Source organism: Mesorhizobium sp. WSM4817 (genome assembly GCF_055811135.1).
This window is the reverse complement of record NZ_JBVVQQ010000015.1, coordinates 33258-57143: the sequence shown is the minus strand read 5'-3', so window position 1 is coordinate 57143 and position 23886 is coordinate 33258. Positions and strand designations below refer to the sequence as shown.

Below are 23886 nucleotides of genomic sequence, written 5' to 3'. Positions count from 1 at the left end.
GGAACAAGGTGATGACGAGCAAAACGCGCAACTGGAAGCCTCAGACCGCCCTCGTGCATGCAGGAACGCTGCGTTCCGGCTTCGGCGAAACCTCCGAGGCGATGTATCTCACGCAAGGCTATGTCTACGACACGGCGCAGGCGGCGGAAGCCCGCTTTAAGGGCGAGGAACCGGGCTTCATCTATTCGCGCTATGCCAATCCGACGGTCGACATGTTCGAGAAGCGCATGTGTGCGCTGGAAGGAGCCGAAGATGCCCGCGCCACCGCATCCGGCATGGCGGCGGTGACGGCGGCGTTGCTGTGCAGTGCCCGGGCGGGCGACCACATCGTGGCAGCGCGCGCGCTGTTCGGCTCCTGCCGCTGGGTGGTCGAGACGCTGGCGCCGAAATACGGCATCGAGGCGACGCTGGTCGACGGCACCGACGTCGCCAATTGGGAAAAGGCGGTCAGGCCCAACACCAAGTTGTTCTTCCTTGAAAGCCCGACCAATCCAACGCTGGAGGTCGTCGACATCGCAGCCGTAGCCTCGCTTGCCGATTCGATTGGCGCGCGGCTGATCGTCGACAACGTCTTTGCCACGCCCTTGCAGCAGAAGCCGTTGCAACTCGGCGCCCATATCGTCGTCTATTCGGCGACCAAGCACATCGACGGCCAGGGGCGCTGCCTCGGCGGCATCATCCTGTCGGACAAGAAGTGGATCGACGAGAATTTGCACGATTACTTCCGCCACACCGGTCCCAGCCTCTCGCCCTTCAATGCCTGGACGCTGCTGAAGGGCCTGGAGACGCTGCCGCTGCGCGTGCGCCAGCAGACGGAAAGTGCCGGCCGGATCGCGGACTTCCTCGCCGAGCGATCGGAAATTGTCCGCGTCATCTATCCCGGCCGCGCCGATCACCCGCAGGCGGCGATCGTCAAGAAGCAGATGTCGGGCGGCTCGACGCTGATCTGCCTCGACGTCAAGGGAGGCAAGCAGGCGGCCTTCGCCTTCCAGAACGCGCTCGATGTCGTGCTGATCTCCAACAATCTCGGTGACGCCAAGAGCCTGATCACCCATCCGGCGACGACGACACACAAGAATCTGAGCGACGAGGCGCGGGCCGAACTTGGCATCGGGCCAGGCACGCTCAGGCTATCCGTCGGACTGGAGGACACTGACGACCTGCTCGAAGACATCGAGCAGGCCTTGAAAGCCGCCAGGTAGGGATACGCGCCGAACTGCTGCGCTCTAATCTGCAAAGCAGGCGCGGTCAGGCGCCCGACGGCGTCTCTTCCAATTCCGCAACGGCGCTGGTTTGGATGGTCATCGTGTTGCCGCGCCAGTCGACGGCACCGCTGAGCCAGCCGCGCACCCAGATGGCGGGAAGCATCACGTCCCGCGCAACCATCGCCGGGATCATGCGCAGCGACAGGTGCCAGCCCTTGGCCGAGGCGAGAGCGCATTCCGGCAGATAGGCGACTATCAGCACGGCGATGGCGGTAGCCGGCAGGCTGAAACCGGCGCCTGCTGCCGCAACCAGCGCAAGCACCAGGGGCGGCGCCGCTCCGATCAGGATCTCGGGCGCGAAGAACAGTGGGAATGTGACGCGACGCAGGCGTGCCCAGCGGGCCTGGCGCGACCAGATTTCGCCAAATGTGCGCAAGCCGAGCGGCTGTTCGAAGGGCGCGGCAACGAGATTGACGCGCAGTCCGAGCCCGTTGACCAGCTTGGTCGCAGCGGCATCCTCGGCAATCTCGGCGGCAAGCGCACGGATGCCGCCATTGGCGTCGAGCAATGGCTTGTTCCACAGCATGCTCTTGCCCTGGGCGAAACCGAGGCCGAGCGCCTCGCCGGTATATTGCCAGCGGGCCTGCAGCGTGTTGAGGAAAGCGCATTCGACCTCCGCCCAGAACCCGTCCGGCCGCGAGCCGATCGGCGTCGAGCAGACGAGGCCGGTGTCCTGCCGCCATGCCGTCATCAGATGCTGGACATAGTCCCTCGGCATCAGGACGTTGGAATCGGCAAGGATGACCCAGTGGTGGCGTGCGGCCTCCCAGGCCTTCACGCAATTGTTGAGTTTCGGATTGCCGCTGATGCGGTCGTCGCCGACCAGCAGCCGGGCCGGCACGGCCGGAAAGCGGGCGATCGCATCGGTGATCGGCCCGACCACCGGGTCGTCGGCATGGGCGACGCAGAAGATGAGCTCATAGCGCGGCCAGTCGAGAGAGAAGGCGCGCTCGAGCGTCTCCTCGGTAAACGGCTCGACGCCGCGCGACGGCACGACGATCGATACCGGCGGCGCCTTGGCGGCTGGCGGCGTGATCCTGCCAGGCCGCTTCAGCTTCAACGAAGCGAGCAGGATGCTGGCGAGATTGACAACAAGCAGAGCTATGGAAAGCAAGGCGGCTGTGACTGTCAATTCCATCAATATCTGGTCGCTCCAGAAAAAACCGGCCGCATGAAAGCCGTTTTCAACAGTTCGACAGAATGCTGAGTCGCCCGGCCCTGCACACCATCCCCGGCCCTGCACACCATCCCCGGCCCTGCACACCATCATTGTCACGTGTCACTTAAATGACATTGTTGTTCGGCACCTGCGCTTAACAAATTCGGGCAACGATGGCAGACACCGAGGGGACGCACCCCGTTGACCAAACTGCGGAGAGGGTCGAATGTTCCGTCTGCATAGTGTGGAGTGATTTATGTACAGCGCCGTCACGCGCGACATCGAAGTGCAGGTCAGGCCGTTCTATCTGGAAGATCGCTCCGACCCGTCGGAGAACCGCTATGTCTGGGGCTACCAGGTGACCATCGACAACCAGTCGGATGAATTCGTGCAGCTTCTGTCGCGCTACTGGCAGATCACCGACGGCACCGGCCGGGTCGAGGAGGTGCGCGGCGCCGGCGTTGTCGGCGACCAGCCTGAACTCAATCCCGGCGATAGTTATCAGTATACGTCTGGCTGCCCACTCTCGACGCCATCCGGCATCATGGTCGGCCACTACACGATGCGCAATAAGCGGGGTGAGACGTTCGACGTCGCCATCCCCGCCTTTTCGCTCGACCTGCCGGGCACGCGGCGGACGGTGAACTGAGAGAGATAGATGGCCGGAAGGTCGTGCTGCCCCTCATCCGCCTGCCGGCACCTTCTCCGTATAGTGAACGGGTAAAAGGGAACCCATCTATCTATGAACTGGACAACCTGTCGCAACGCTGGCGCCCCCTCTCCCCGTTCTTCACGGGGAGAGGGTAAGGGTGAGGGGCAGCGCCAACGCTTCGTCGGTGATTTCAATTCTATTGAGCCGCAGCAAATTCCGCCGGGTCGAAGTCATATTGCTTCGAGCAGAATTCGCAGGCGACGTGAATGCCGCCATCCTCGGTGCTGTCCCTGATCTCGTCGGCGGAGAAGCCTCCGAGAATGCCGCGGATCTTCTCCCTGGAGCATGAGCACTGGTCGGCTACCGGCACGCCGCCGAAGACGCGCACGCCGTGCTCGTGGAACAGCCGGTAAAGCAACCGCTCGGCGCCGATCGTCGGGTCGATCAGTTCCGTCGGCTCGATGGTGCCAAGCAACGCGAGCAGTTCCTGCCAGGAATTGTCGGCCGGATCATGGATCTCCTCGCGCGGATCGCCGTCGCCACCCGGAAGGTCGGGCACGCGCATGCGTTCGGGCGATTGCGGCAGGAACTGTGCCAGGATGCCACCGGCGCGCCATTGCTCGCGGGCACCGCCGATGCCGGGCGTCAACAGCTTGGCCACCGAAAGCCTGAGATCGGTCGGGATCTGCTCCGACTGCCGGAAATAGGTGCGGGCGGCCTCCTCCAGCGTCTCGCCGTCGAGTTGGACGATGCCCTGATAGCGCTGCGTGTGGGCGCCCTGGTCGATAGTCAGCGCCAGGACACCGCTGCCGAGCAGCGTCCGCTGCGAGGTCTCGCCGGCAGACGTCAGTGCCTCCAGCCGATCGGCGTCGAAGCGGGCATAGGCGCGCAGCGCATGCGGCGTGGAAAAATCCGCCACCAGCATGTCGACCGGCCCGTCGGTGCGGGTCTGCAGGATGAACTTGCCTTCGAATTTGAGCGAAGTGCCGAGCAGCACCGTCAGCACGCAAGCTTCCGCCAGCAGGCGGGCGACCGGCTCGGGATAGTCATGCCGGCCGAGGATCGCGTCGAGCATCGGCCCGAGCTGGACGGTACGGCCGCGCACGTCGAGCGGGCCGACCTCGAAGGGCACGACATGATCGTCGCCGGCGTAGCCGAATTCGCCGAGTTTGGGTTGATGTTCAGCCAATTGACGAGTTTCCAACATGACAAAGCTCCGGGGCGCGGCGATGCCGCCCTCCGGGGCGCATGCGTCGAAACGCGCTCGATTTGCGTGATGCGCCTGAGATAGGCATCACGCACTCCCGGATCAAGGCGGCCCGGATCATGGCGGTCCTGATCAAGGCGTTCCGGATCACGGCAGCCCGGATCAAGCGCCGAGGCACCAGGCCAAAACCGCCTTCTGCGCGTGGAGCCGGTTCTCGGCCTCGTCGAACACCACCGAATGCGGGCCGTCGATGACTTCGTCGGTGACCTCCTCGCCGCGATGCGCCGGCAGGCAGTGCATGAACAAGGCGTCGGACTTTGCCTTCGCCATCAGTGCCGCATTGACCTGATAGGGTGAGAAGACATTGTGGCCGCGAGCACGGTGCTCCTGGCCCATCGACACCCAGCAATCGGTAACGACACAGTCGGCCTCGTGGACGGCCTCCTCGGGCGAGCGGGTGAAGTTCAACTTGCCGCCATGCGCCCTCGACCAGTCGACATGCTTCTGCGCCGGCTCGCTGCCTTCCGGCACGGCGACGTTGAGGTTGAAGCGGAACCGCGCCGAGGCCTCCAGCAGTGAATGCAGCACGTTGTTGCCGTCGCCGGTCCAGGCGATGGTCTTGCCGGCGACCGGGCCGCGATGCTCCTCGAAGGTCATGATGTCGGCCATCAGCTGGCAGGGATGGGTATCGTCGGTCAACCCGTTGATGACGGGGACGGTGGCGTTCTCGGTCAGCTCCAGCAGCCGGTCATGCGACGTGGTGCGGATCATGATCGCATCGACATAGCGCGACAGCACCTTGGCCGTGTCGGCGATGGTTTCGGAGCGGCCGAGCTGCATCTCGGCGCCGGTCAGCATGATGGTCTCGCCGCCGAGCTGGCGCATGCCGACGTCGAAGGACACGCGCGTACGCGTCGACGGCTTGTCGAAGATCATCGCCAGCACCTTGCCTTCAAGCGGTTTTGTCCGCTCGCCAGCCTTGAGCCTTGCCTTTCGCACGACGGCATCGTCCAGCATAAGGCGCAGATCGCCCTCGGAAACGGCGGAAAGATCGGTGAAATGGCGAAGGCTCATGTGGGTCTTCCGACTGTTATTTCGCCGCAGCCGCGGCGATGGCGTCCGACAGGCCCCGGGCGCCGGCGCGGATGCGGTCGAGCGCCGCATGGATCTCGGCGTCGGTGACGGTGAGCGGCGGCAGCAGGCGAAGAACGTTGTCGCCGGCCGGAACCGCCAGCAGATGCTGGTCGCGCAACGCCATGTTCACCTTGGTGTTGGGCGCGGCGCATTTCAGGCCGAGCATCAGGCCGCTGCCTCTGATGTCTTCGATGACATCGGGAAATTCGTCGGCGACACCCGCCAGCCCCTGCTTCAGCAGCAACGCCTTGCGCTGCACATCCTCCAGAAAACCATCTGCCAGCACGACGTCGAGCACGGCGTTGCCGACCGCCATCGCCAGCGGATTGCCGCCGAAAGTGGTGCCGTGCACGCCGGCGGTCATGCCGACAGCGGCCTCGTCGGTGGCGAGGCAGGCGCCCACCGGGAAGCCGCCGCCGATGCCCTTGGCGACCGCCATGATGTCGGGCGTGACGCCAGCCCATTCATGCGCGAACAGTTTTCCGGTGCGGCCGATGCCGCACTGGACCTCGTCGAAGATCAGCAGCAGATCATGCTGTTCGCAGAGCTGCCTCAGCCGCTTCAGCGACTGCGTCGGCACCGGGCGGATACCGCCCTCGCCCTGCACCGGCTCGATCAGGATCGCGGCGGTCTCTGATGTGATCGCCTTTTCGGCGGCGTCGATGTCGTCGAAGCCGACCTGGTCGAAACCTTCGACCTTGGGGCCGAAACCTTCCAGGTATTTATACTGGCCGCCGGCGGCGATGGTCGCCAGCGTGCGGCCATGAAAGGCGCCTTCGAAGGTGACAATGCGAAAGCGCTCGGGATGGCCCTTTACGAAATGGTAGCGCCGCGCCGTCTTGATGGCGCATTCCAGCGCCTCGGCGCCGGAATTGGTGAAGAACACCTTGTCGGCGAAGGTGGCGTCGGCCAGCCGCTCGCCCAGACGGCTCTGCCCCGGAATCTCGTACAGGTTGGAGACATGCCAGAGCTTGGTCGCCTGCTCGGTGAGTGCCGAGACCAGATGCGGATGGCTGTGGCCCAGCGAATTCACGGCAACGCCGCCGCCAAAATCGAGATACCGCTCGCCCTTGTCGGTGACCAGCCAAGTGCCTTCCCCATGGTCGAAGGCCAGGGGTGCGCGGGTAAAGGTCTCGAAAAGCGCCGAACCGCTCATTATATGCGTCTCCGGAACCGGAAAATCAAAAAGCCGCCAAAGCGGCGGCCTGTGCGGCTTATCGTGTTTTTCGGCCATGAAGTCAACGAAAACGTCGCGCAAGGACGCGCGGCAAGCTTTCCAGCGAGACGCCGGCTCATCAGCGACCGGGCAAGTTGGGGAAAACCGAAAAAACCGATTCGTGTTGGCCCTCGGACTCTTGTCACCGAGTCAGCGCATAAGGTAATTATAGGTCGAGAAATAACTAGATTTCGTGCGGCGGACCTAATCACCCGATATATGTGGTGTCTGCCCGGCGGAAGCCGGATCGTGGAAGGATTCCGATCGCCGCACATTTCAGCAGGAGCGCGGTCTCATGAATTGGACTGACGAGCGGGTCGAACTTCTTAGAAAATTGTGGTCGGAGGGGCTGAGCGCCAGCCAGATCGCCGCACAGCTTGGGGGTGTCAGCCGCAATGCCGTCATCGGCAAGGTGCATCGGCTGAAACTGTCGGGCCGCGGACGCGCGACTGCCACGCCGGCACGCCAGAAGAAGAGCGTGCAGGGATCGAGCGTGCAGAAATCGGTGTCGCGGGCCGCGAGCACTGCGCGGCATATCACCACGTCGATCGGCGCGACCGCGCTGCAGGCGCAATTCGACGCCGTACCGGTGACGCGTCATTATGTCCGTCCGGTCCAGAACGTCGTCGTGCCGATCTCGCGGCATCTGCAGCTCGTCGAATTGACCGAGCGGACATGCAAATGGCCGAATGGCGATCCGCTTTCGGAGGAGTTCCATTTCTGCGGCAACGACGCGGCCGAAACCGGACCCTATTGCAAGTATCACGCCCGCGTTGCGTTTCAGCCCGCTTCGGAGCGGCGGCGCAGTAGGTAGGGGAGTAAGGGAGTACGGCAGTATGTGGTGAACTGAAAAGACTGCGCTCGTGAGGCGCCATCTTATCTACTGCCCTACTGCTGCCCTGCTGCCCTACTGCCCTACTGCCCTACTCTTCACAGCCAGCCGCTCTTGCGGAAGCGCCAGTAGAGAACCGAGCAGACCAAAATAATCGCTCCCAGAACGACCGGGTAGCCATATTCCATCCTAAGTTCCGGCATGTCGTTGAAGTTCATGCCGTAGATGCCTGCGAGCGCCGTCGGCACCGCCAGGATTGCAGCCCATGAGGCGAGCTTCTTGGTGATCGCCGTTTCCTGGCTCTGGCCAACCAGGAGGCTCGCCTCGAAGGCAAATGCGAGCACCTCCCGCAAGCTGTCGATCTTCTCCTGGACGGTGCGGATGTGGTCGGTGACGTCGCGGAACAGCGGGTGCATGGCCGCATGGATCTGCGGCAGGTCGGCGCTGGTCAACCGGCGGCAGACTTCCACCAGCGGCAGCGCGGCGTTGCGCAGGCGCAAGAGATCGCGGCGCAGCATGTAGAGCCGCTCTATGTCGGAGCCGGTCATCGGCTTCAGCAGAACCCTGTCCTCGATCGCCTCGACCTCGTCCTCGATCTGCTCGAGCACCGGCATGTAGTTGTCGACGATGAAATCGAGAATGGCATAGAGGACGAAATCCTCGCCTTTGGCTAGCGAATGCGGGCAGCTTTCCCAATGCTGGCGAACGGCGGCATAAGAAGTCGACGGACCGTGCCTGACGCTGACGATGTAGCCGGCGCCGACGAACAGATGCGTCTCGCCGAAGGTGACGCGCCTGTCGATCAGTTGAGCCGTGCGGGCAACGATGAACAACGCATCGCCATATTGCTCGATCTTCGGCCGCTGATGCGGATGCTCGGCGTCCTCGATCGCCAGATCGTGCAGGTGGAATTGTGCCTGGACACGAAGCAACAGGTCGCGGTCCGGCTCCAGCAGGCCGATCCAGACGACATGACCTGGCTTCTTGGCCCATTCGCCGGCTTCCTCGATCGGAATGTCGGCGACACGCCGGCCGGCGGTATAGACGCTGGAAGCGACGATGGCCGATGTCGGCGGGGCCGGCGTCAGGTTCCGAACGGTTTCCATCGCTACCTCCTGGAGGCATGGCCTCGGGTCAGGATCAGGAACGTTCGGTAAAGCTTAGCCTAAATCAGCGATGGGTTCGAGAGGCAGCCGCTCACTTCGCCGGTAGCGTTGCGGGAAGCACAATCTTGTCTGTCTTGTCGCCCTTCGGCCGCTCGGCCGGCATCTGGTCGCCGGTGACGATGTAGTAGATCGTCTCGGCGATATTGGTGGCGTGGTCGCCGATCCGCTCGATGTTCTTGGCGCAGAACAGCAGGTGCGTGCAGGGCGTGATGTTGCGCGGATCTTCCATCATGTAGGTCAGCAACTCGCGAAACAGCGAGGTGTACACGGCGTCGATCTGATCGTCGCGGTCACGCACGAAGCCGATCTTTTCCACCGAGCGCGACGCATAGACGTCGAGCACTTCCTTGAGCTGCGTTAACGCCAGGTCGGCTAAGGCCGCGATGCCGCGGAACAGGCTGGTCGGCTGGCGCCCTTCTATGACGGCAACCACGCGCTTGGCGACATTCTTGCCGAGGTCGCCGACCCGCTCGAGATCCGCCGAGATGCGGATCGCGCCGACGATCTCGCGCAAATCCGTCGCCATCGGCTGGCGCTTGGCGATGATGATGATCGCCTTGTCGTCGATCTCGCGCTGCCCCTGGTCCAGAACGGCATCGTCGCGGATGACCTTCTGGGCAAGGCCAGGGTCGGCGTTGACCAGGGCCGCAATCGCCTGTTCGACCATGCGTTCGGCATGCCCGCCCATCGCGGCAATGCGCTTCGACAGATATTTCAGCTCCTCGTCATAGGCGCTGACGATGTGCACGGACTGCATGGAGATGCCTTCCCGGGTCTTCTGGTCCGAGTCGTTCCTCGAATCCCCGCTGATACGCTAGCCGGATGACAGAAAAAAGAAAGCGTTAGAGCGACGTGCGTCCACTAGGCCACAGAGTAGGCTATAAAGTCCTGTATCCACGCATCCGGTGGTCCTAAAGTCTTCCGGTACTCGGGCCGGCGCGTGCTTAGATAGTGAGGTGTCAGTGCACCGGCAAATGCACCGTGAAAGCTGCGCCGTTGCCGACCTCCGACTTGATCGACAGCCTGGCGTTGTGGCGCGTGAGGATATGCTTGACGATGGACAGGCCAAGGCCGGTGCCCTTCTGGGTCCGGCTGTTTTCGACATCGACGCGGTAGAAACGTTCGGTGATGCGCGGGATGTGCTCCTCGGGAATGCCGGGGCCAAAGTCCCGGATGGTGACGTCGATGCCCGGTTCGGGACCGTCATCGCTGTGGGCAATCGTCACCACGACACGTCCACCCGACTGTCCATATTTGCAGGCGTTTTCCAGCAGATTTTCGAAAACCTGGAAAAGTTCATCGCGATCCCCCGGCACATTGAGTGGTCCTTTCGCGAAATCCCGCTCGATGGCAACGCCGGTTTCCCGGGCAAGCGGACCCAGCGAATCGATGACGCTGTCGAGGGTCTCGCGGAGATCGACCTCGGTTCCCGGCTTCAGATAGGGTTTCATCTCCAGCCGCGACAGCGACAGCAGGTCGTCGATCAGGCGCGCCATGCGGCCGGTCTGGTTGTGCATGATCTGCAGGAACTGCTCGCGCGCCGCCGGGTCGTTGCGGGCCGGGCCGCGCAGCGTCTCGATGAAACCGGAAATCGAGGCGAGCGGAGTTCGCAGCTCATGGCTGGCATTGGCGATGAAGTCGGCCCGCATCCGGTCGATCCGGCGCGCCTCGCTCTGGTCCTTGAAGACCAGCACATAGAGGTCGGTGCCGTGGCCGACCGAAGATGCACTCACGCGATAGGCCCGTTCGACCGGCAGCTTTTCGGTATATTCGACGACGTCCGAAGCGGCGCCTGACAGGATACTGTCCAGCAGGGCCTGCATCTCGGGCGCGCGGAATTTCAGCGACAGCGACATGCCCGGTGCAATGCCGCCGAAGGCGGCGAAGGCGGCGGCGTTGGCATGGACAATCGTCGCGGCGCGATCGAAGATGATCAGCGGATCGGCAACGGCAGCCGCCAGATATTCTCCCGACAGCTGTTGCAGCCCGCCTGCCTCGATCGCCGCGGCATTCTCCGCGGATTGGCGCGCTACGCCGGCCGGCAGCATCGCGGCGGCGAGCAGCAGCACAGCACATGCCAGCAGCACAACATGGAAGGACATGTCTGCGAAACCATAGACCGTCAAGATCGCGACGATGCCGGTCGCAAGCAGCCAGCGGCTGTTCCACAACCGGGTGACGACGGCTTGCGCCGTGGTTCGCTGTTCTGCGCCGCCCATATCAGTCATCGTCAGCCACTGTCAGCCATTCGCGCGCACTATGCCTCCGTCCCCACCCCGACCGGCAGGTTGGAAACTTCCCGCTGACCGGCGCTATCACTAATCTGCTGCATCGTTCCTTTCGAAAATCGATTCCGATTTTCGGGCCGATGCAGTAAGGCTCCCAATAGCATGAGTCCGGAAGCTGGAAAGGTTGGTCTCGATGAAAAACCCCAAGGAAGATGCCGCCGCGCCTGTTCCGGGTCCGCAAAAGATCCGGATCAACGGCAAGGAGTTCGAGTTCGACATCGAGGATCCCAAGCTTCCGGACTGGATCGAGGACAACAAGCTGACCGCCGGCGGCTACCCCTACGACAAGAAAATTAAAAGCGACGAGTATGACGATACGCTCGAGCGGCTGCAGATCGAGTTGGTCAAGGCGCAGGCATGGCTGCAATCGACGGGCAAGCGGGTGATGTCGCTGTTCGAAGGACGCGATGCCGCCGGCAAGGGCGGCACAATCTTCGCGCTGCGCCAGTACATGAACCCCAGGACAGCGCGCAACGTGGCGCTGACCAAGCCTAGCGAAACCGAAATCGGGCAATGGTATTTCCAGCGCTATGTCGCGCACTTTCCGACATCCGGCGAGTTCGTCACCTTCGACCGCTCCTGGTACAATCGAGCCGGCGTCGAGCCGGTCATGGGCTTCTGCACGCCGGAGCAGCATCAGAGATTCCTGGACGAGACGCCGTATTTTGAACGGATGATCTGCAACGAGGGCATCCATTTCTTCAAATTCTGGCTGAACATCGGTCGGGAAACACAGCTTGAGCGGTTTCACGATCGCCGCTGGAGTCCTTTGAAGAACTGGAAATTCTCGCCGATCGATATTGCCGGGATCGCCAAATGGGACGATTACACCAAGGCGCGCGATCTCATGTTCGAACGCACCCATAAGGAATTCGCGCCCTGGATCATCATCCAGGCCAACGACAAGCGGCGCGCGCGACTTGCCATCATCCGGCGCATCCTGTTGTCGCTTCCCTATGACGGCCGCGATCTCGACGCCATCGGCAAGGAAGACAAGAAAATCATCGGGGAAGGGCCTTCGTTCCTGGGAAGACAGGCCTGAAGCGCTGCCGCGCGCCCCCAAGGACGCGCGGCACGATTCCGGATATTTTTGTCATTCTGCCGAATGACGTCTCATGCCGCCAGCCGGGCAATCCGCTGCAGCCGCCGCAGTGTGGTATCGTCCTGCAAAGCCTGCTGAAATAGCGAAATCTCCTGGTCGATGCGATCGCAGAGTGCGCCTGTGTCGCCCTTGAGCAGGTCGCGCGTCTGCAGCAGTGCGGCAACCGGCTTCTTGGCGAGTTGCCTGGCTCTGCCAAGTGCGGCTTCCTCGACGTCGCCGACCACGATCTCCGTGACCAGGCCCAGCATCCTGGCGTCCGAGGCACTGAGCGTGTCGCCCAGGCAGAAGAAGCGGAAAGCGCCGGCATAACCGAGTTTCTGCGGCGCCAGGATGCTGGTCGCCGCGTCCGGCACGAGGCCGAAATCGACGAACGGCACCCGGAACGTGCTTTCGTCAGATGCGATCACCATGTCGCAATGGAACAGGATGGTGCAGCCGACACCGACGGCATCGCCGTCGACACAGGCAAGGACCGGTTTGGGGAACGTCGCCAACGTGCGGAACATGTCGGTGACGGCAGCGATCAACCGTTGATGCTTGGTGGCGTCGAGGAACTCGGAGAAATCGCCGCCGAGGCAGAAGCAGCCGGCGAGGCCGCGCAGCACCACGACGCGCACATCATCGTCGATTGCAGCTTCGTGGAAGATCCTGGCCAGGCTTTCATAGGCTCGCCCGTCCAGCACCGGCCGGCCGTCATCCGACGACACCGTGACGATCAACGAATGATTGCGGAACTCTGTTTGCGGGTGGATGTTCATGGCTGTCTCCAATTCTCACGAGGCCTGCCTCATTCCGAGCCTGTCGGGATATCCCCTGGCCAGGACCGGCGCGAAATGACTGCGACGCGACCGCACCACCTCAAGCGTGTGCTCGTTGAAGGTGAGCAGTGTGGCGACGACCTGCTGGTTGCCATAGGTGCGCTGGTAGCCAAGCGGCTTCGCCAGGAAGTGCAACTGCAGCGCCCGCAGAACCCACATCGGCTCGAACTCGATGATCACCTGGTTGACATTCCGCTTCAGCCCCCACTCGACGAAGCCGGCAATGAGCTCGGTGCCGACCGTGGAGACGCCGCGCTTGCCGTCACGAAAGCCCGGCGCGACCGCATAGCGGGTCAGTTCCCACACGTTCGGCCCGGATGGCGGCGTCCCTTCAAAGAGGTCCGCCAGCACCTCGGTCAGAAGATGCGCACGCGTTGTCGGCAACATCCGCTGATAACCGGCGAGCTCGCCATTGCGGATGACGAGTTGGTGCACCGCCTCGTCATGATCGAACTGATCGATCTCAAGGCCGTCGGGGCGCTGCAGATCGGTCCACCCCATCTCCTCGACGAAAATTTTGTAGCGTAAGCGATGAACGGCCTCCCAAAGGTCGGGACGTTCCATAAGTTCCTGTGTTGTAAGGGAAAAAAGCATCTGCCGTCTCCTAGGTTCAATAGGAAGATACGGCCGGGCTGTCCCGAGGAAATTACGCGATCACGTAGGCAAGAATTTCTAGGCCGGCACGGCCGAGCTAGCTAATATAGCCGCGCCTTATCGCTTCCGCGACCGCCTGCACCCGGTTGACGGCACCGAGTTTGCTTTTGGCGTTAAGAAGGTGTTTCTCTGATGTGTGTTCCGAAATGCCGAGAATCTGTGAAATCTCCCATTCGGACTTGCCGACGGCGGCCCATTGCATGCATTCGCGCTCACGCGGCGTCAGTTCGACGTGGTGGTCGAGGGTCTTGGCCGCCATCGTGTGGATCTGCATGGCGCGGCCAATCGCATAGGTCGCCACCAGCGACACCAGCCCAAAATCGGCGCCCGACAATTCGACGGCCTCGCCGCCCAGCGACACCATGACGATCTGGCCATCGAGCGTGATCAGCGGGAAGGCCAATCCGTCGCGCAGCTTGAATTCGCCGGCGTCGCCCATCACTTCGCCGCTGCTCTTGTCGATGCGGATGCTCTGGGACGCTTCCCGCCACTGGAACGGCGCCTGCAGCTGCTTCATGTGGCTGACGACGGGGTCATGGTCGACATAGTTGCGCGCCACATAGCGCTCCAGCCATTCTCCCGGCCACTCGCAAAGCAGCACATGGTCCTTTTGCTGGCCTCTTGGCGTGCCCGGCTGCGGAACCGTTCCGGCCATCAGCGCCGTCAGGCCGAACTCCGAGGTTATGCCAAGCAGCTTTTCGCAGACCGCGGCCGCCGTATCGGCGTGCTGCAGCTGATCTATGAATTCCAGTGTGCGATCGAAGTGGCCCATTGCAACATCTACCCCATGTTGCCTTCCCGCGTTGAGATCAACGGCCCAGTGCTTGACCCGCACTTTGCCCTCGACCCCGGATTACAAACCTGCTCCTCTCAGTTTGCAGCGGCTTGCGGCTACCCTCCAGCCGACCGCCACACATGTTTGCAAGCTCGCTGAAGCATAGCCCTAAATCGGCGTGATGAAATCAAAAACCGTTGTGCCTGTGGCATTTTCGTACCAAAAGCCACATTGGACAGGACAGGGCGGAGCTCGATCGTGACGATTCGGTGGATGACCATCGTCTTGATGCTGGCAATGACGGGGGCAGCGTGGCTCACGGGAGCGCGTGCCGCGGAGCCGCAAGTGCCGGTGCTGTGGGATGCCAAGGAGCGGCTGCCGAAGCCTGACCTGTCCGCGCTGCCGCGTCTGAGATTCCTGACCACCACCGATTTCCCGCCGTTCAACTTCCTCGACGGAGCGGGCCGCTTGTCCGGCTTCCATGTCGATCTGGCGCGCGCGATCTGCGCCGAGCTCGGCATCGCCGAAAAATGCCAGATCCAGGCGCTGCCTTGGGCCGAGCTCGAAGGGGCACTGCAGAAGGGCGAAGGGGAAGCGATCATTGCCGGCATTGCCGCCACGCCGGAGTCGCGGTCAAAATATGCCTTCTCGCGTTCCTACCTGCAGTTTCCGGCGCGCTTCATCATGCCGAAGGCAAAGGCGCTCACGGAGCCTATCTTCGACAGACTGCGTGGCAAGCGCGTCGGCGTGGTCGCAGGCTCCGCGCATGAGCGGATGCTGCGCGATTATTTCGGCACCGTTCAGGTCGTTCCTTTCGCGCAGCTGGAAGCGCTCTACGATGGTCTCAAGGCCGGCAAGGTCGACGCCGGCTTCGGCGACGGCATGCGCTTCGCCTTCTGGCTGGGTAGTTCGAATGCCGCAGCCTGCTGCCGCTTTGCCGGCGGTCCCTATCTGGCGCCCGAATATCTGGGGTCGGGTATGGCCATCGCCACCAGGGCCAACGATCCAGCGCTGGCCGCAGCGTTCGACTACGCACTGCAGGAGATTTCAGTGAAGGGTATCTTTGCCGAATTCTATCTGCGCTACTTCCCGGTCAGTTTTTTCTGATCCGGCCCGGTCAGCTTCTTCTGACCCGTTGGCGTCTGGATCAAGTCAGCGTGCGCAGGCGAGCCTTGGCAGCACGGGCGATGGCGGCGACGGTGAGCGTGTCGAGATCGAGCTGGCGACGGATAAGCTGCAGCACCCTCACCTCCTCCAAGCGCATTTCGAGGTCGACGGCCGCAACCTCGAAGGCCGCGGCATAGGCGGTGTCAAGCAGGCGATCGGGCAGTGCTTCAGCGACGCGCGCCAAAACGCCTTCCAAGCCGTCCTTTTCGTGCAGCAACTTTTGGCAGTCCTGGGCGACGCCGACCAGCCGGTCGTGGTCGAAGTCCTCGAACACCGGCCATGAGCGGACGACGTCGCCAATCCGCGCCAATTCGACATTTGTCATGTCGCGATCGGACGCGGAGGTGATGACCATAAGATAGATCAGGGCTTCTTGCGGCGGCAACGGCATTTAAAACTCCTCAAACGGGCTCCGAAGTTAGGAACGAGGCACCGACGTCGCAAGGAAAAAGAGCCGCGATCGTTGACGCCCACGGCAGGCACGCCTAGAGACCGGTTGAAAAAATCATCCCTTTTTGCGGCGATGCCGGCGAATAATTTGGAAACGGTGACATGGCGGGATCAAACATCATCGATCTCAATCCCGAGGTGCTTGCGGCAGCGGCTGAAAGCAAGGCGTGGCCGTTCGACGAAGCCAGGAAGATCGTCGAGCGCTACAAAGACACTGACTTTCCCGAGACCGTCCTGTTTGAGACCGGCTACGGTCCGTCGGGGCTGCCGCACATCGGTACTTTCGGCGAAGTCGCACGCACTTCGATGGTGCGCCACGCCTTCCGCGTCCTCACCCGGGACACGGTCAAGACCAAGATCTTGTGCTTTTCCGACGACATGGACGGCATGCGCAAGATTCCGGACAACGTCCCCGATCGCGCCGCACTCGAGCCGCACCTGCACAAGCCGCTCTCGTCCGTCCCCAATCCTTTCGGCGGCGACTATGCGAGCTTCGCAGACCACAACAACGCAATGCTTTGCCGTTTCCTGGACACGTTCGGCTTCGACTACGAGTTCGCCAGCGCGACGGAATACTACAGGGCTGGCCGTTTCGACGACGTTCTGCTGCGCGCTGCCGAACGTTTCGATAAGATCATGGACGTGATGCTGCCGACGCTCGGAGAGGAGCGTCAGGCGACCTACAGTCCGTTCCTGCCGATTTCCCCCAAAAGTGGCCGCGTGCTTTACGTCCCCATGAAGCATGTCGACGCCAAGGCCGGCACGATCACCTTCGACGATGACGGCACCGAAACCACGCTGCCCATAACCGGCGGCAGGGTGAAGCTGCAGTGGAAGCCGGATTTCGGCATGCGCTGGGCGGCGCTCGGCGTCGATTTCGAAATGTTCGGCAAAGACCACCAGACGAATGCGGTGATCTACGACCGTATCTGCAATATCCTGGGCGGGCGCGCTCCCGAGCATTTCGTCTATGAGCTGTTCCTGGACGAGAACGGCCAGAAGATTTCGAAGTCGAAGGGCAACGGACTGACCATAGACGAGTGGCTGACCTACGCGCCGACCGAAAGCCTCGAGCTCTACATGTACCAGCGGCCGCGGCAGGCCAAGAAGCTCTATTTCGACGTCATTCCGAAGGCGGTGGACGAGTATTACGCCTTTCTGTCCGCCTATCGCCGGCAGGAGTGGAAGGAGCGGCTGGGAAATCCCGTCTGGCACATGCATGACGGGAACCCGCCTGTCGTCGACCTGCCGGTGTCGTTCGCGCTGCTGCTCAATCTGGTCAGCGCCTCGAACGCCCAGAACAAGGACGTGCTGTGGGGGTTCATTTTGCGCCACACCTCAGGCGTGACGCCGAAGACCCATCCCGAGCTCGACCGGCTGGCCGAATATGCGATCCGCTATTTCGACGATTTCGTGAAGCCGGCCAAGGTGTACCGGGCCGCCGACCCGGTCGAGCGCGAGGCGCTGACGAAACTGTCCGAAGCGCTCGCCGCATTGCCGCCAGATGCCGATGGCGAGGCGATCCAGAATGCCGCGCTCAACGTCGCGCGCAAGATCGAACGCTATCAGGACCATTCGAAGCAAAGCCCGGAAGGCGGGCCGGGCGTCTCCGTCGCCTTCTTCCAGATGATCTACCAGATTTTGATCGGACAAGAGCGCGGCCCGCGCTTCGGTTCCTTCGCCGCGCTCTACGGCATCGCAGAAACCCGCGCGCTCATTCAGAAGGCGCTGGCCGGTCAGTTGGCGGCGTAGCAGTCGTCTCGGATGTCGGCGTAGCCGTCGCCGACGGATCGAGAATCGGCTGCGTCGGCTGGGCTGTGGCCGCAAAAGGGGCTGGCGCCGGAGGCAGGCCGGAGAGACTGGGCGCCGGCCCGAAAATGCCCTTCCTCGCCATACGGGCCTTCTCGCCGGTCTCGACATAAGGGCCACCCTTGGCGGCGCGCGCCCAGCCGTTTTCGATCAACCACTGGCCGACATCCCGGTTGCCGACGCGGCAATCGGCGGTGATCAGGTCGCGGCCGCCCTCGGGTGGCACCGTGCAGACCACCGCCCGACCGCGCAGGAAGGCACGGAACGCCGTTCGCGCCCGGGTGCCACACGTCCACGACTTGCCGCCGTCGGTGCAAGTTTCGTCCTGCCTGACGATGTCGACGCCGGAAATCGCGACGGAGTAGCCCTTGGCCTCGATCACACCGGCGGCCGATGCAACCGGCTGGAACAGTTTTGTCCCGTTCCAGTCGTCGGGCATTTTCGTTTTGGGCGGCTTGGGCGGTCCGGCCAGCGCCAACTCACTCAGCGGCGCGCGCGGCTCGACCCGTTCAAGCTCTTGCGGCTGAAGCTGCGGCGGCGCGACGACTTCGGGATCGATGGCCCTGGAATGCGCCTCTGGGCTCGCCGCCTTGGGTCGCGGATTTGCTGATGCAGCAGGCGCTCGGGATTGCGCCGCGATGCCGGCCTGCGCCCGAGCCGCGACGCGCCCATTTTCGTCCTGCAGCACGGCGCGGCCACCTGCGGCAATCGCAGCCCCCATTGCCAGGATCGTCAACACCGCGGCGGCGGCATGAAGCGGACGCACCGGCGGCCCCTACTGGCTTGCCCAGACAATCCGCGCCACCCATTCGACATCGCGCATCGGGATGTCGCGATCCGGGTGATCGGGATTGAGCGAGACCAGCATGATCGACTTCGCCGTCTGACGGTCCAGCACCTTGGCCATTACCTCGCCGGCATAGGTCTTGACGACGACGCGATCGCCCTTGCGGGTGGCGGCGCCCGGCTCGACGATCAGCACGTCACCGTTGCGGTAGAGCGGGAGCATGGAATCGCCCTGGACCTGCAGCGCATAGGAGGTTTCGGTCGCCCGTGCCGGAAGTTCGATCAGGTCCCAGCCCTGGCCCACGGGAAAGCCGGCATCGTCGAAAAAGCCGCCGGCGCCGGCCTGGGCGAAGCCGAGCAGCGGCACCGAAGAGGTCTGTGCCGGCAGAGATCCGGGAACGGTCTTGCCCCGGCCTTCGACCAGTCCGGTGAATTCGTCGAGCGAGGCGCCGGTCGCCTCGATGATCTTGGCCAGCGACTCGGTCGACGGCCAGCGCGGCCGCCCATCCGAGGACAGCCGCTTCGACTTGTTGAAGGCGGTCGAATCGAGGCCCGCGCGTTTCGCCAGCCCCGAGGCCGAGAGCGAATAGCGCTCGGCGAGAGCATCGATGGCGGCCCATACGCGGTCATGCGAGAGCACTTTTGCTCTCCTTCCGAACAGGAAAAAATACCTTCTCCGTTCTAACCGGTGGCCGTGATTTTGTCCACCACCGAAGGCGGCGTCACGCCGCCTTCTTGGCCTCGCTCCTGGCATAGGGATCGAAGCGTTCGTAGAAAGTCTCACCCTTCTCTGCCATGTCGAGCAGGAGCTTCGGCGCCTTGAACTCGGCGCCGTACTTCTTCTGAAGACCCTTGGCGATCTTGACGAATTTTTTTGCGCCGATGCCGTCGATGTAGGACAGCACGCCGCCGGTAAAGGGCGCGAAGCCGAAGGCGAGAATCGAGCCGACATCGGCCTCGCGCGGATCGGTGACGATGCCCTCCTCCATCACCCGGGCCGCCTCCAACGCGATGATGACCAGGAGCCGCTGCTTCAGTTCCTCATAGTCGACCTTTTCAGGCGGCAACTGCCGATAGAGATCCTTCAGGCCCGGCCACAGCTTCTTCTTGGCAGGCTTTTGCGGATAGTCGTAGAAACCCTTGCCGTTCTTGCGGCCGAAGCGGCCATGCGTGTCGACCAGCGTGTTGATCAGCGTCATCTGCTTCGGGTCGACCGCCTTGTCGCCGAGATCGCGCATGGTCTGCTTCATGATCTTCTGCGCGAGGTCGATCGCCGTTTCATCCGTCAGCGCCAAGGGGCCGACCGGCATGCCGGCGGCCTTCGCCGCATTCTCGATCATCGGCGCTGGAACGCCCTCGATCAACATCTTGTAGGCTTCCGACATGTAGCGCAGCACGCAGCGGTTGACGTAGAAGCCGCGCGTGTCGTTGACGACGATCGGCGTCTTCTTGATCGCGCGGACGAAGTCGATCGCGGTGGCCAGCGCCTTGTCGCCCGTCTTCTTGCCCAAAATGATTTCGACCAGCATCATCTTGTCGACCGGCGAGAAGAAATGGATGCCGATGAAATTCTTCGGCCGCGCCGAATTCTTCGCCAGCGACGTGATCGGGATGGTGGACGTGTTCGACGCGAAGATCGCCGACGGCTTCAGCACGGCCTCCGCCTTTTCGGTGGCGTCTTTCTTGACGCCCGAATCCTCGAATACCGCCTCGACCACCAGGTCGCAACCTGCGAGGTCGGCATAGTCCGCCGTCGGCGTGATCAGCGACAGCAGCCTGTCCTTGTCCTCCGGCTTGGCGCGGCCCTTCCTGACCTGATCCGAGATCAGGCTGTCCGAATGCGCCTTGCCCTTGGCGGCAGCGTCCATGTCGCGGTCGAGCAGCACCACCGGAATGCCGGCCTTGGCCGTGACATAGGCGATGCCGGCGCCCATGAAACCGGCGCCGAGCACGCCGATCTTCTTGAACTTGGTTTCCGGCACGCCGGCCGGACGACGCGCGCCCTTGTTCAGTTCCTGCAGCGACACGAACAGCGAGCGGATCATCGCCGCCGCTTCTCTGGTCTGCATGATTTCGGTGAAATAACGCTGCTCGATGCGCAAGCCGGTGTCGAACGGCACCAGCAAGCCTTCATAGACGCATTTCAGGATGGCCGCGGCGGCCGGATAGTTGCCATAGGTCTCGCGACGCAGGATGGCGATTGCAGGTGGCCACAGATTGGCGCCGGCCACCGAATAGACCGGGCCGCCGGGCAGCTTGAAGCCCTTCTCGTCCCACGGCGCCACTGGCTTCAAGCCATTTTTGATCATGGCTTTGGCGGATTCGACCAGCTTCGTCGGTTCGGCAATCTCATGGATCAGGCCCATCGACTTGGCCTTCTGCGGCGACAGCGTCTGACCGGACGTCAGCATCTGCAGGGCCTGCTGCTGGTCGGTCAGCCGCGGCACGCGCTGGGTGCCGCCGGCACCTGGGAAGATGCCGATCTTCACTTCGGGGAGCGCCATCCTGACCTTGTCGGAATCGGCCGCGACACGGCCATGGCAAGCGAGCGACAGCTCGAACGCACCGCCCATGCAGGTGCCGTTGATCGCCGAAACCCACGGCTTGCCTGAGGTCTCCAGCTTGCGGAACAAGCCGGTCATGTAGCCGGCATTGTCGAACAATGCCTTGGTCGCCTTGTCCAGGTCCTTGGCTTTATCGGCTGCGAACTTCGACAGCATCTTCTGCAGCATGGTGATGTCGGCACCGCCGGAGAACGTGTCCTTGCCGGAGGTGATCACCGCCCCCTTTATCGACGCGTCGCTCGCCACCTTGTCGACGATGGCGTTCAGTTCCAGCATCGCCTCTTCGGTGAAGACGTTCATCGAGCGGTCGGGCATGTCCCAGGTGACCAGCGCGATGCCATCGGCGTCGATGTCGAGGGTGAAGTTGGTGTAGCTCATCGGTCTCTCTCCCGTCAGACGCGTTCGATGATCGTTGCGGTGCCCATGCCGGCGCCGATGCAGAGCGTCACCAGCGCGGTGTTCAGGTCGCGGCGCTCCAGTTCGTCCAGCACCGTTCCGAAGATCATCGCACCGGTTGCGCCGAGCGGATGGCCCATTGCGATGGCGCCGCCATTGACGTTGATCCTGTCGTGCGAAATGTCGAAAGCCTGCATGTAGCGCAGCACCACCGAGGCGAACGCCTCGTTGAGCTCGAACAGATCAATGTCCGACAGCTTCATCCTGGCACGCTTCAGCAGCTTCTCGGTCACGTCGACCGGACCGGTCAGCATCAGCACCGGCTCCGAACCGATATTGGCGAATGCACGGATGCGAGCGCGCGGCTTCAGGTCGAGCGACTTTCCAGCCTTCTTCGAGCCGAGCAGAACGGCCGCCGCGCCGTCGACGATGCCAGACGAATTGCCGGCGTGGTGGACGTGATTGACCTCCTCCACCTCGGGATGCTTCTGCACCGCGACGGCATCGAAGCCGCCCATTTCGCCGGGCATGACGAAAGACGGGTTGAGGGCCGCCAGCGATTGCATATCGGTCGAAGGCCGCATGTGCTCATCGTGGTCGAGGATGGTCAGGCCGTTCTGGTCCTTGATCGAGATCACCGAATTCTTGAAGCGGCCTTCGCCCCAGGCTTTGGCGGCGCGCTTCTGGCTTTCGACCGCATAGGCGTCGACGTCGTCGCGCGAAAAGCCGTACTTCGTGGCGATCAGATCGGCCGAGATGCCTTGCGGCACAAACCAGCCCGGCAGGCCGACCGAGGGGTCCATGAACCAGGCGCCGCCGGATGCGCCCATGCCGACGCGCGACATCGATTCGACGCCGCCGGTGATGACGATCTCGTCGGCGCCTTGCGCGATCTTGGCGGCGCCGAAATTGATGGCGTCCAGGCCAGAGGCGCAGAAACGCGAGATCTGCATGCCGGGCGCTTTCGTGTCGTAACCGGCCTCGAAGGCGGCGGCGCGCGGAATGACAGAGCCCGCCTCGCCGACCGGATCGACGCAGCCGAAGATGATGTCGTCGACGGCGCCGGTGTCCAGCCCATTGCGGTCACGGATCGCCTCAAGCACCTTGGCGCCGAGCCGCACCGCCGGCACCTCGTGCAGCGAGCCATCCTTCTTGCCCCTGCCGCGCGGCGTGCGCACGGCGTCATAGACATAAGCTTCGGCCATTTTCTGCTCCTTGGTTTGCTGAAAGTCTCTCAGAGAGAGCGCCCGATCAGCAATTTCATGATCTCGTTGGTGCCGCCGTAGATGCGCTGGACGCGGGCGTCGCGGAACATGCGGGCGATCGGATACTCATTCATGTAGCCATAGCCGCCATGCAATTGAAGGCATTCATCGACGACTTTTCCCTGCAGGTCTGACAGCCAGTATTTGGCCATCGAGGCCGTCACCGGGTCGAGGCCTCCATTGATATGGCGGGCGACGCAGTCATTGTAGAAGACCCGGCCGATGGTCGCCTCGGTCTTCAATTCGGCCAGCTTGAACTGGGTGTTCTGGAAATCGATAATCGCCTTGCCGAAGGCCTTGCGCTCCTTGACGTAGTCGATGGTCAACGCCAGCGCCCGTTCGACCATGGCGATGGCGCCGGTGCCGATCTGCAGCCGCTCCTGCGGCAATTGCTGCATCAATTGGACGAAGCCCTGGCCTTCCTCGTGGCCGAGCAGATTGGAAGTCGGCACGCGCATATCGTTGAAGAACAGTTCCGACGTGTCGTTGGCCTTGAGCCCGATCTTGTCGAGGTTGCGGCCGCGCTCGAACCCTTCCACCTCGTCGGTCTCGACGACGATCAGCGAAGTGCCCTTGGCGCCCTTCTCCGGGTCGGTCTTGGTGACAATTATGATGAAATTGGCGAGCTGGCCGTTGGTGATGAAGGTTTTTGAGCCGTTGACCTTGTACTGGTTGCCGTCCTTCTCGGCGCGCGTTTTGACGCCTTGCAGGTCGGAGCCGGCGCCGGGCTCGGTCATGGCGATGGCGCCGATCAGCTCGCCGGTCGCCAGTTTCGGCAGCCACTTCTTCTTCTGCTCCTCCGAGCCGTAGTGGAGGATGTAAGGGGCGACGATCGAATTGTGCAGGCCGATGCCGAAACCGTCGACGCCGACATGGCCGATCGCCTCGATGATGGCGCTCTCATGCGCGAACGTCCCGCCCGAACCGCCATATTCCTCCGGCATCGAGGCACAGAGCAGACCGGCCGCGCCCGCCTTCAGCCAGCACTCACGGTCGACCATCTCGTTCTTCTCGAACTCGTCATAGCGTGGCGCGATCTCTTCCGACATGAAGCGGTGCGCCATGTCGTAGAGCATGCCGACCTCGTCCGCCGCCCAGGCTGGTTTGGGAAGGCCAAGAATTTCGGCGGGGTTGGTCATGCTGTTTCTCCCTTGCGCCGACGCCCCCCTCCCCTCGAGGGG

At 62.9% G+C, this 23886-nt stretch carries 22 protein-coding genes; 6 read left to right on the top strand and 16 right to left on the bottom strand.

The genetic code is table 11. The annotated features are described in order from the left end of the window. Positions 1-11: 11 nt before the first annotated feature. The gene (locus tag AC0L2K_RS20595; protein ID WP_473532167.1) at positions 12-1202 is read left to right on the top strand and encodes an O-succinylhomoserine sulfhydrylase; all 1191 of its coding nucleotides are present in this window, start codon (positions 12-14) and stop codon (positions 1200-1202) included. A gap of 46 nt (positions 1203-1248) precedes the next feature. On the opposite strand, the gene AC0L2K_RS20590 is transcribed toward AC0L2K_RS20595, so the two are convergent. Next, positions 1249-2403: a ceramide glucosyltransferase gene (locus AC0L2K_RS20590; protein WP_473532230.1), complete on the bottom strand. Its 1155-nt coding sequence runs from the start codon at positions 2401-2403 to the stop codon at positions 1249-1251. 277 nt (positions 2404-2680) lie between these two features. On the opposite strand from AC0L2K_RS20590, the gene apaG reads away from it, so the two are divergent. After that, positions 2681-3073: a Co2+/Mg2+ efflux protein ApaG gene (gene apaG, locus AC0L2K_RS20585; protein WP_023802187.1), complete on the top strand. Its 393-nt coding sequence runs from the start codon at positions 2681-2683 to the stop codon at positions 3071-3073. A 199-nt stretch (positions 3074-3272) separates the two neighbouring features. On the opposite strand, the gene AC0L2K_RS20580 is transcribed toward apaG, so the two are convergent. The 3 genes from AC0L2K_RS20580 to AC0L2K_RS20570 form a co-directional block, all read right to left on the bottom strand. Continuing rightward, on the bottom strand, positions 3273-4283 hold the full coding sequence (locus AC0L2K_RS20580) for an Hsp33 family molecular chaperone (protein ID WP_023802186.1): 1011 nt from the start codon (positions 4281-4283) through the stop codon (positions 3273-3275). Between the two features lie 162 nt (positions 4284-4445). Then, complete coding sequence (gene argF / locus AC0L2K_RS20575) at positions 4446-5357, bottom strand: ornithine carbamoyltransferase (protein ID WP_128177925.1); 912 nt, start codon at positions 5355-5357, stop codon at positions 4446-4448. 16 nt (positions 5358-5373) lie between these two features. Continuing rightward, a complete protein-coding gene (locus tag AC0L2K_RS20570) occupies positions 5374-6573 on the bottom strand; it encodes an acetylornithine transaminase (protein WP_473532166.1) in 1200 nt (399 codons plus the stop codon). Between the two features lie 355 nt (positions 6574-6928). Here AC0L2K_RS20570 and AC0L2K_RS20565 point away from each other — a divergent pair, with 355 nt between their 5' ends. After that, the gene (locus AC0L2K_RS20565; protein ID WP_473532165.1) at positions 6929-7447 is read left to right on the top strand and encodes a GcrA family cell cycle regulator; all 519 of its coding nucleotides are present in this window, start codon (positions 6929-6931) and stop codon (positions 7445-7447) included. Positions 7448-7563: 116 nt separating this feature from the next. Here AC0L2K_RS20565 and AC0L2K_RS20560 read toward each other — a convergent pair whose 3' ends face one another. The 3 genes from AC0L2K_RS20560 to AC0L2K_RS20550 form a co-directional block, all read right to left on the bottom strand. Beyond that, positions 7564-8571: a magnesium and cobalt transport protein CorA gene (locus tag AC0L2K_RS20560; protein ID WP_023802182.1), complete on the bottom strand. Its 1008-nt coding sequence runs from the start codon at positions 8569-8571 to the stop codon at positions 7564-7566. A gap of 91 nt (positions 8572-8662) precedes the next feature. Further along, on the bottom strand, positions 8663-9388 hold the full coding sequence (phoU, locus tag AC0L2K_RS20555) for a phosphate signaling complex protein PhoU (RefSeq protein ID WP_027155174.1): 726 nt from the start codon (positions 9386-9388) through the stop codon (positions 8663-8665). Between the two features lie 202 nt (positions 9389-9590). Further along, a complete protein-coding gene (locus tag AC0L2K_RS20550; protein WP_473532164.1) occupies positions 9591-10859 on the bottom strand; it encodes a sensor histidine kinase in 1269 nt (422 codons plus the stop codon). A 193-nt stretch (positions 10860-11052) separates the two neighbouring features. Here AC0L2K_RS20550 and ppk2 point away from each other — a divergent pair, with 193 nt between their 5' ends. Continuing rightward, positions 11053-11961 (top strand): polyphosphate kinase 2, encoded by a 909-nt coding sequence (gene ppk2 / locus AC0L2K_RS20545; protein ID WP_473532163.1) that lies wholly within the window; start codon positions 11053-11055, stop codon positions 11959-11961. Between the two features lie 71 nt (positions 11962-12032). Here ppk2 and AC0L2K_RS20540 read toward each other — a convergent pair whose 3' ends face one another. The 3 genes from AC0L2K_RS20540 to AC0L2K_RS20530 all read right to left on the bottom strand — a co-directional run bounded on the left by AC0L2K_RS20540 (position 12033) and on the right by AC0L2K_RS20530 (position 14265). Further along, the gene (locus tag AC0L2K_RS20540) at positions 12033-12779 is read right to left on the bottom strand and encodes an enoyl-CoA hydratase-related protein (protein ID WP_473532162.1); all 747 of its coding nucleotides are present in this window, start codon (positions 12777-12779) and stop codon (positions 12033-12035) included. A 15-nt stretch (positions 12780-12794) separates the two neighbouring features. Next, positions 12795-13433, bottom strand: a complete 639-nt coding sequence (locus tag AC0L2K_RS20535) for an acyl-homoserine-lactone synthase (protein ID WP_027155170.1) — start codon at positions 13431-13433, stop codon at positions 12795-12797. A gap of 97 nt (positions 13434-13530) precedes the next feature. After that, positions 13531-14265, bottom strand: a complete 735-nt coding sequence (locus AC0L2K_RS20530) for a helix-turn-helix transcriptional regulator (RefSeq protein WP_023802176.1) — start codon at positions 14263-14265, stop codon at positions 13531-13533. 291 nt (positions 14266-14556) lie between these two features. Here AC0L2K_RS20530 and AC0L2K_RS20525 point away from each other — a divergent pair, with 291 nt between their 5' ends. Continuing rightward, on the top strand, positions 14557-15375 hold the full coding sequence (locus AC0L2K_RS20525; RefSeq protein WP_236379274.1) for a transporter substrate-binding domain-containing protein: 819 nt from the start codon (positions 14557-14559) through the stop codon (positions 15373-15375). Positions 15376-15415: 40 nt separating this feature from the next. Here the strand turns inward: AC0L2K_RS20525 and AC0L2K_RS20520 are convergent, their stop codons facing one another. Next, positions 15416-15826, bottom strand: coding sequence for a tellurite resistance TerB family protein (locus tag AC0L2K_RS20520; RefSeq protein ID WP_023802174.1), 411 nt, complete (start codon positions 15824-15826; stop codon positions 15416-15418). Between the two features lie 161 nt (positions 15827-15987). Between AC0L2K_RS20520 and AC0L2K_RS20515 the strand changes: the two genes are divergently transcribed. Further along, entirely contained in the window at positions 15988-17637 is a 1650-nt protein-coding gene (locus tag AC0L2K_RS20515) for a lysine--tRNA ligase (protein WP_473532161.1), read from the top strand. Here AC0L2K_RS20515 and AC0L2K_RS20510 read toward each other — a convergent pair. The 5 genes from AC0L2K_RS20510 to AC0L2K_RS20490 form a co-directional block, all read right to left on the bottom strand. Further along, positions 17600-18460: a thermonuclease family protein gene (locus AC0L2K_RS20510; protein ID WP_287242126.1), complete on the bottom strand. Its 861-nt coding sequence runs from the start codon at positions 18458-18460 to the stop codon at positions 17600-17602. The genes AC0L2K_RS20515 and AC0L2K_RS20510 overlap by 38 nt on opposite strands. 9 nt (positions 18461-18469) lie before the next feature. Next, positions 18470-19120 carry a S24 family peptidase gene (locus tag AC0L2K_RS20505; protein WP_128170882.1) on the bottom strand — a complete coding sequence of 217 codons (651 nt, stop codon included), beginning with the start codon at positions 19118-19120 and terminating at the stop codon, positions 18470-18472. A gap of 82 nt (positions 19121-19202) precedes the next feature. Next, entirely contained in the window at positions 19203-21422 is a 2220-nt protein-coding gene (locus AC0L2K_RS20500; protein ID WP_473532160.1) for a 3-hydroxyacyl-CoA dehydrogenase NAD-binding domain-containing protein, read from the bottom strand. Positions 21423-21436: 14 nt separating this feature from the next. Then, positions 21437-22645, bottom strand: a complete 1209-nt coding sequence (locus AC0L2K_RS20495; protein ID WP_473532159.1) for an acetyl-CoA C-acetyltransferase — start codon at positions 22643-22645, stop codon at positions 21437-21439. Between the two features lie 29 nt (positions 22646-22674). Then, positions 22675-23844, bottom strand: coding sequence for an acyl-CoA dehydrogenase family protein (locus AC0L2K_RS20490; RefSeq protein ID WP_287174623.1), 1170 nt, complete (start codon positions 23842-23844; stop codon positions 22675-22677). Between the last annotated feature and the right edge of the window lie 42 nt (positions 23845-23886).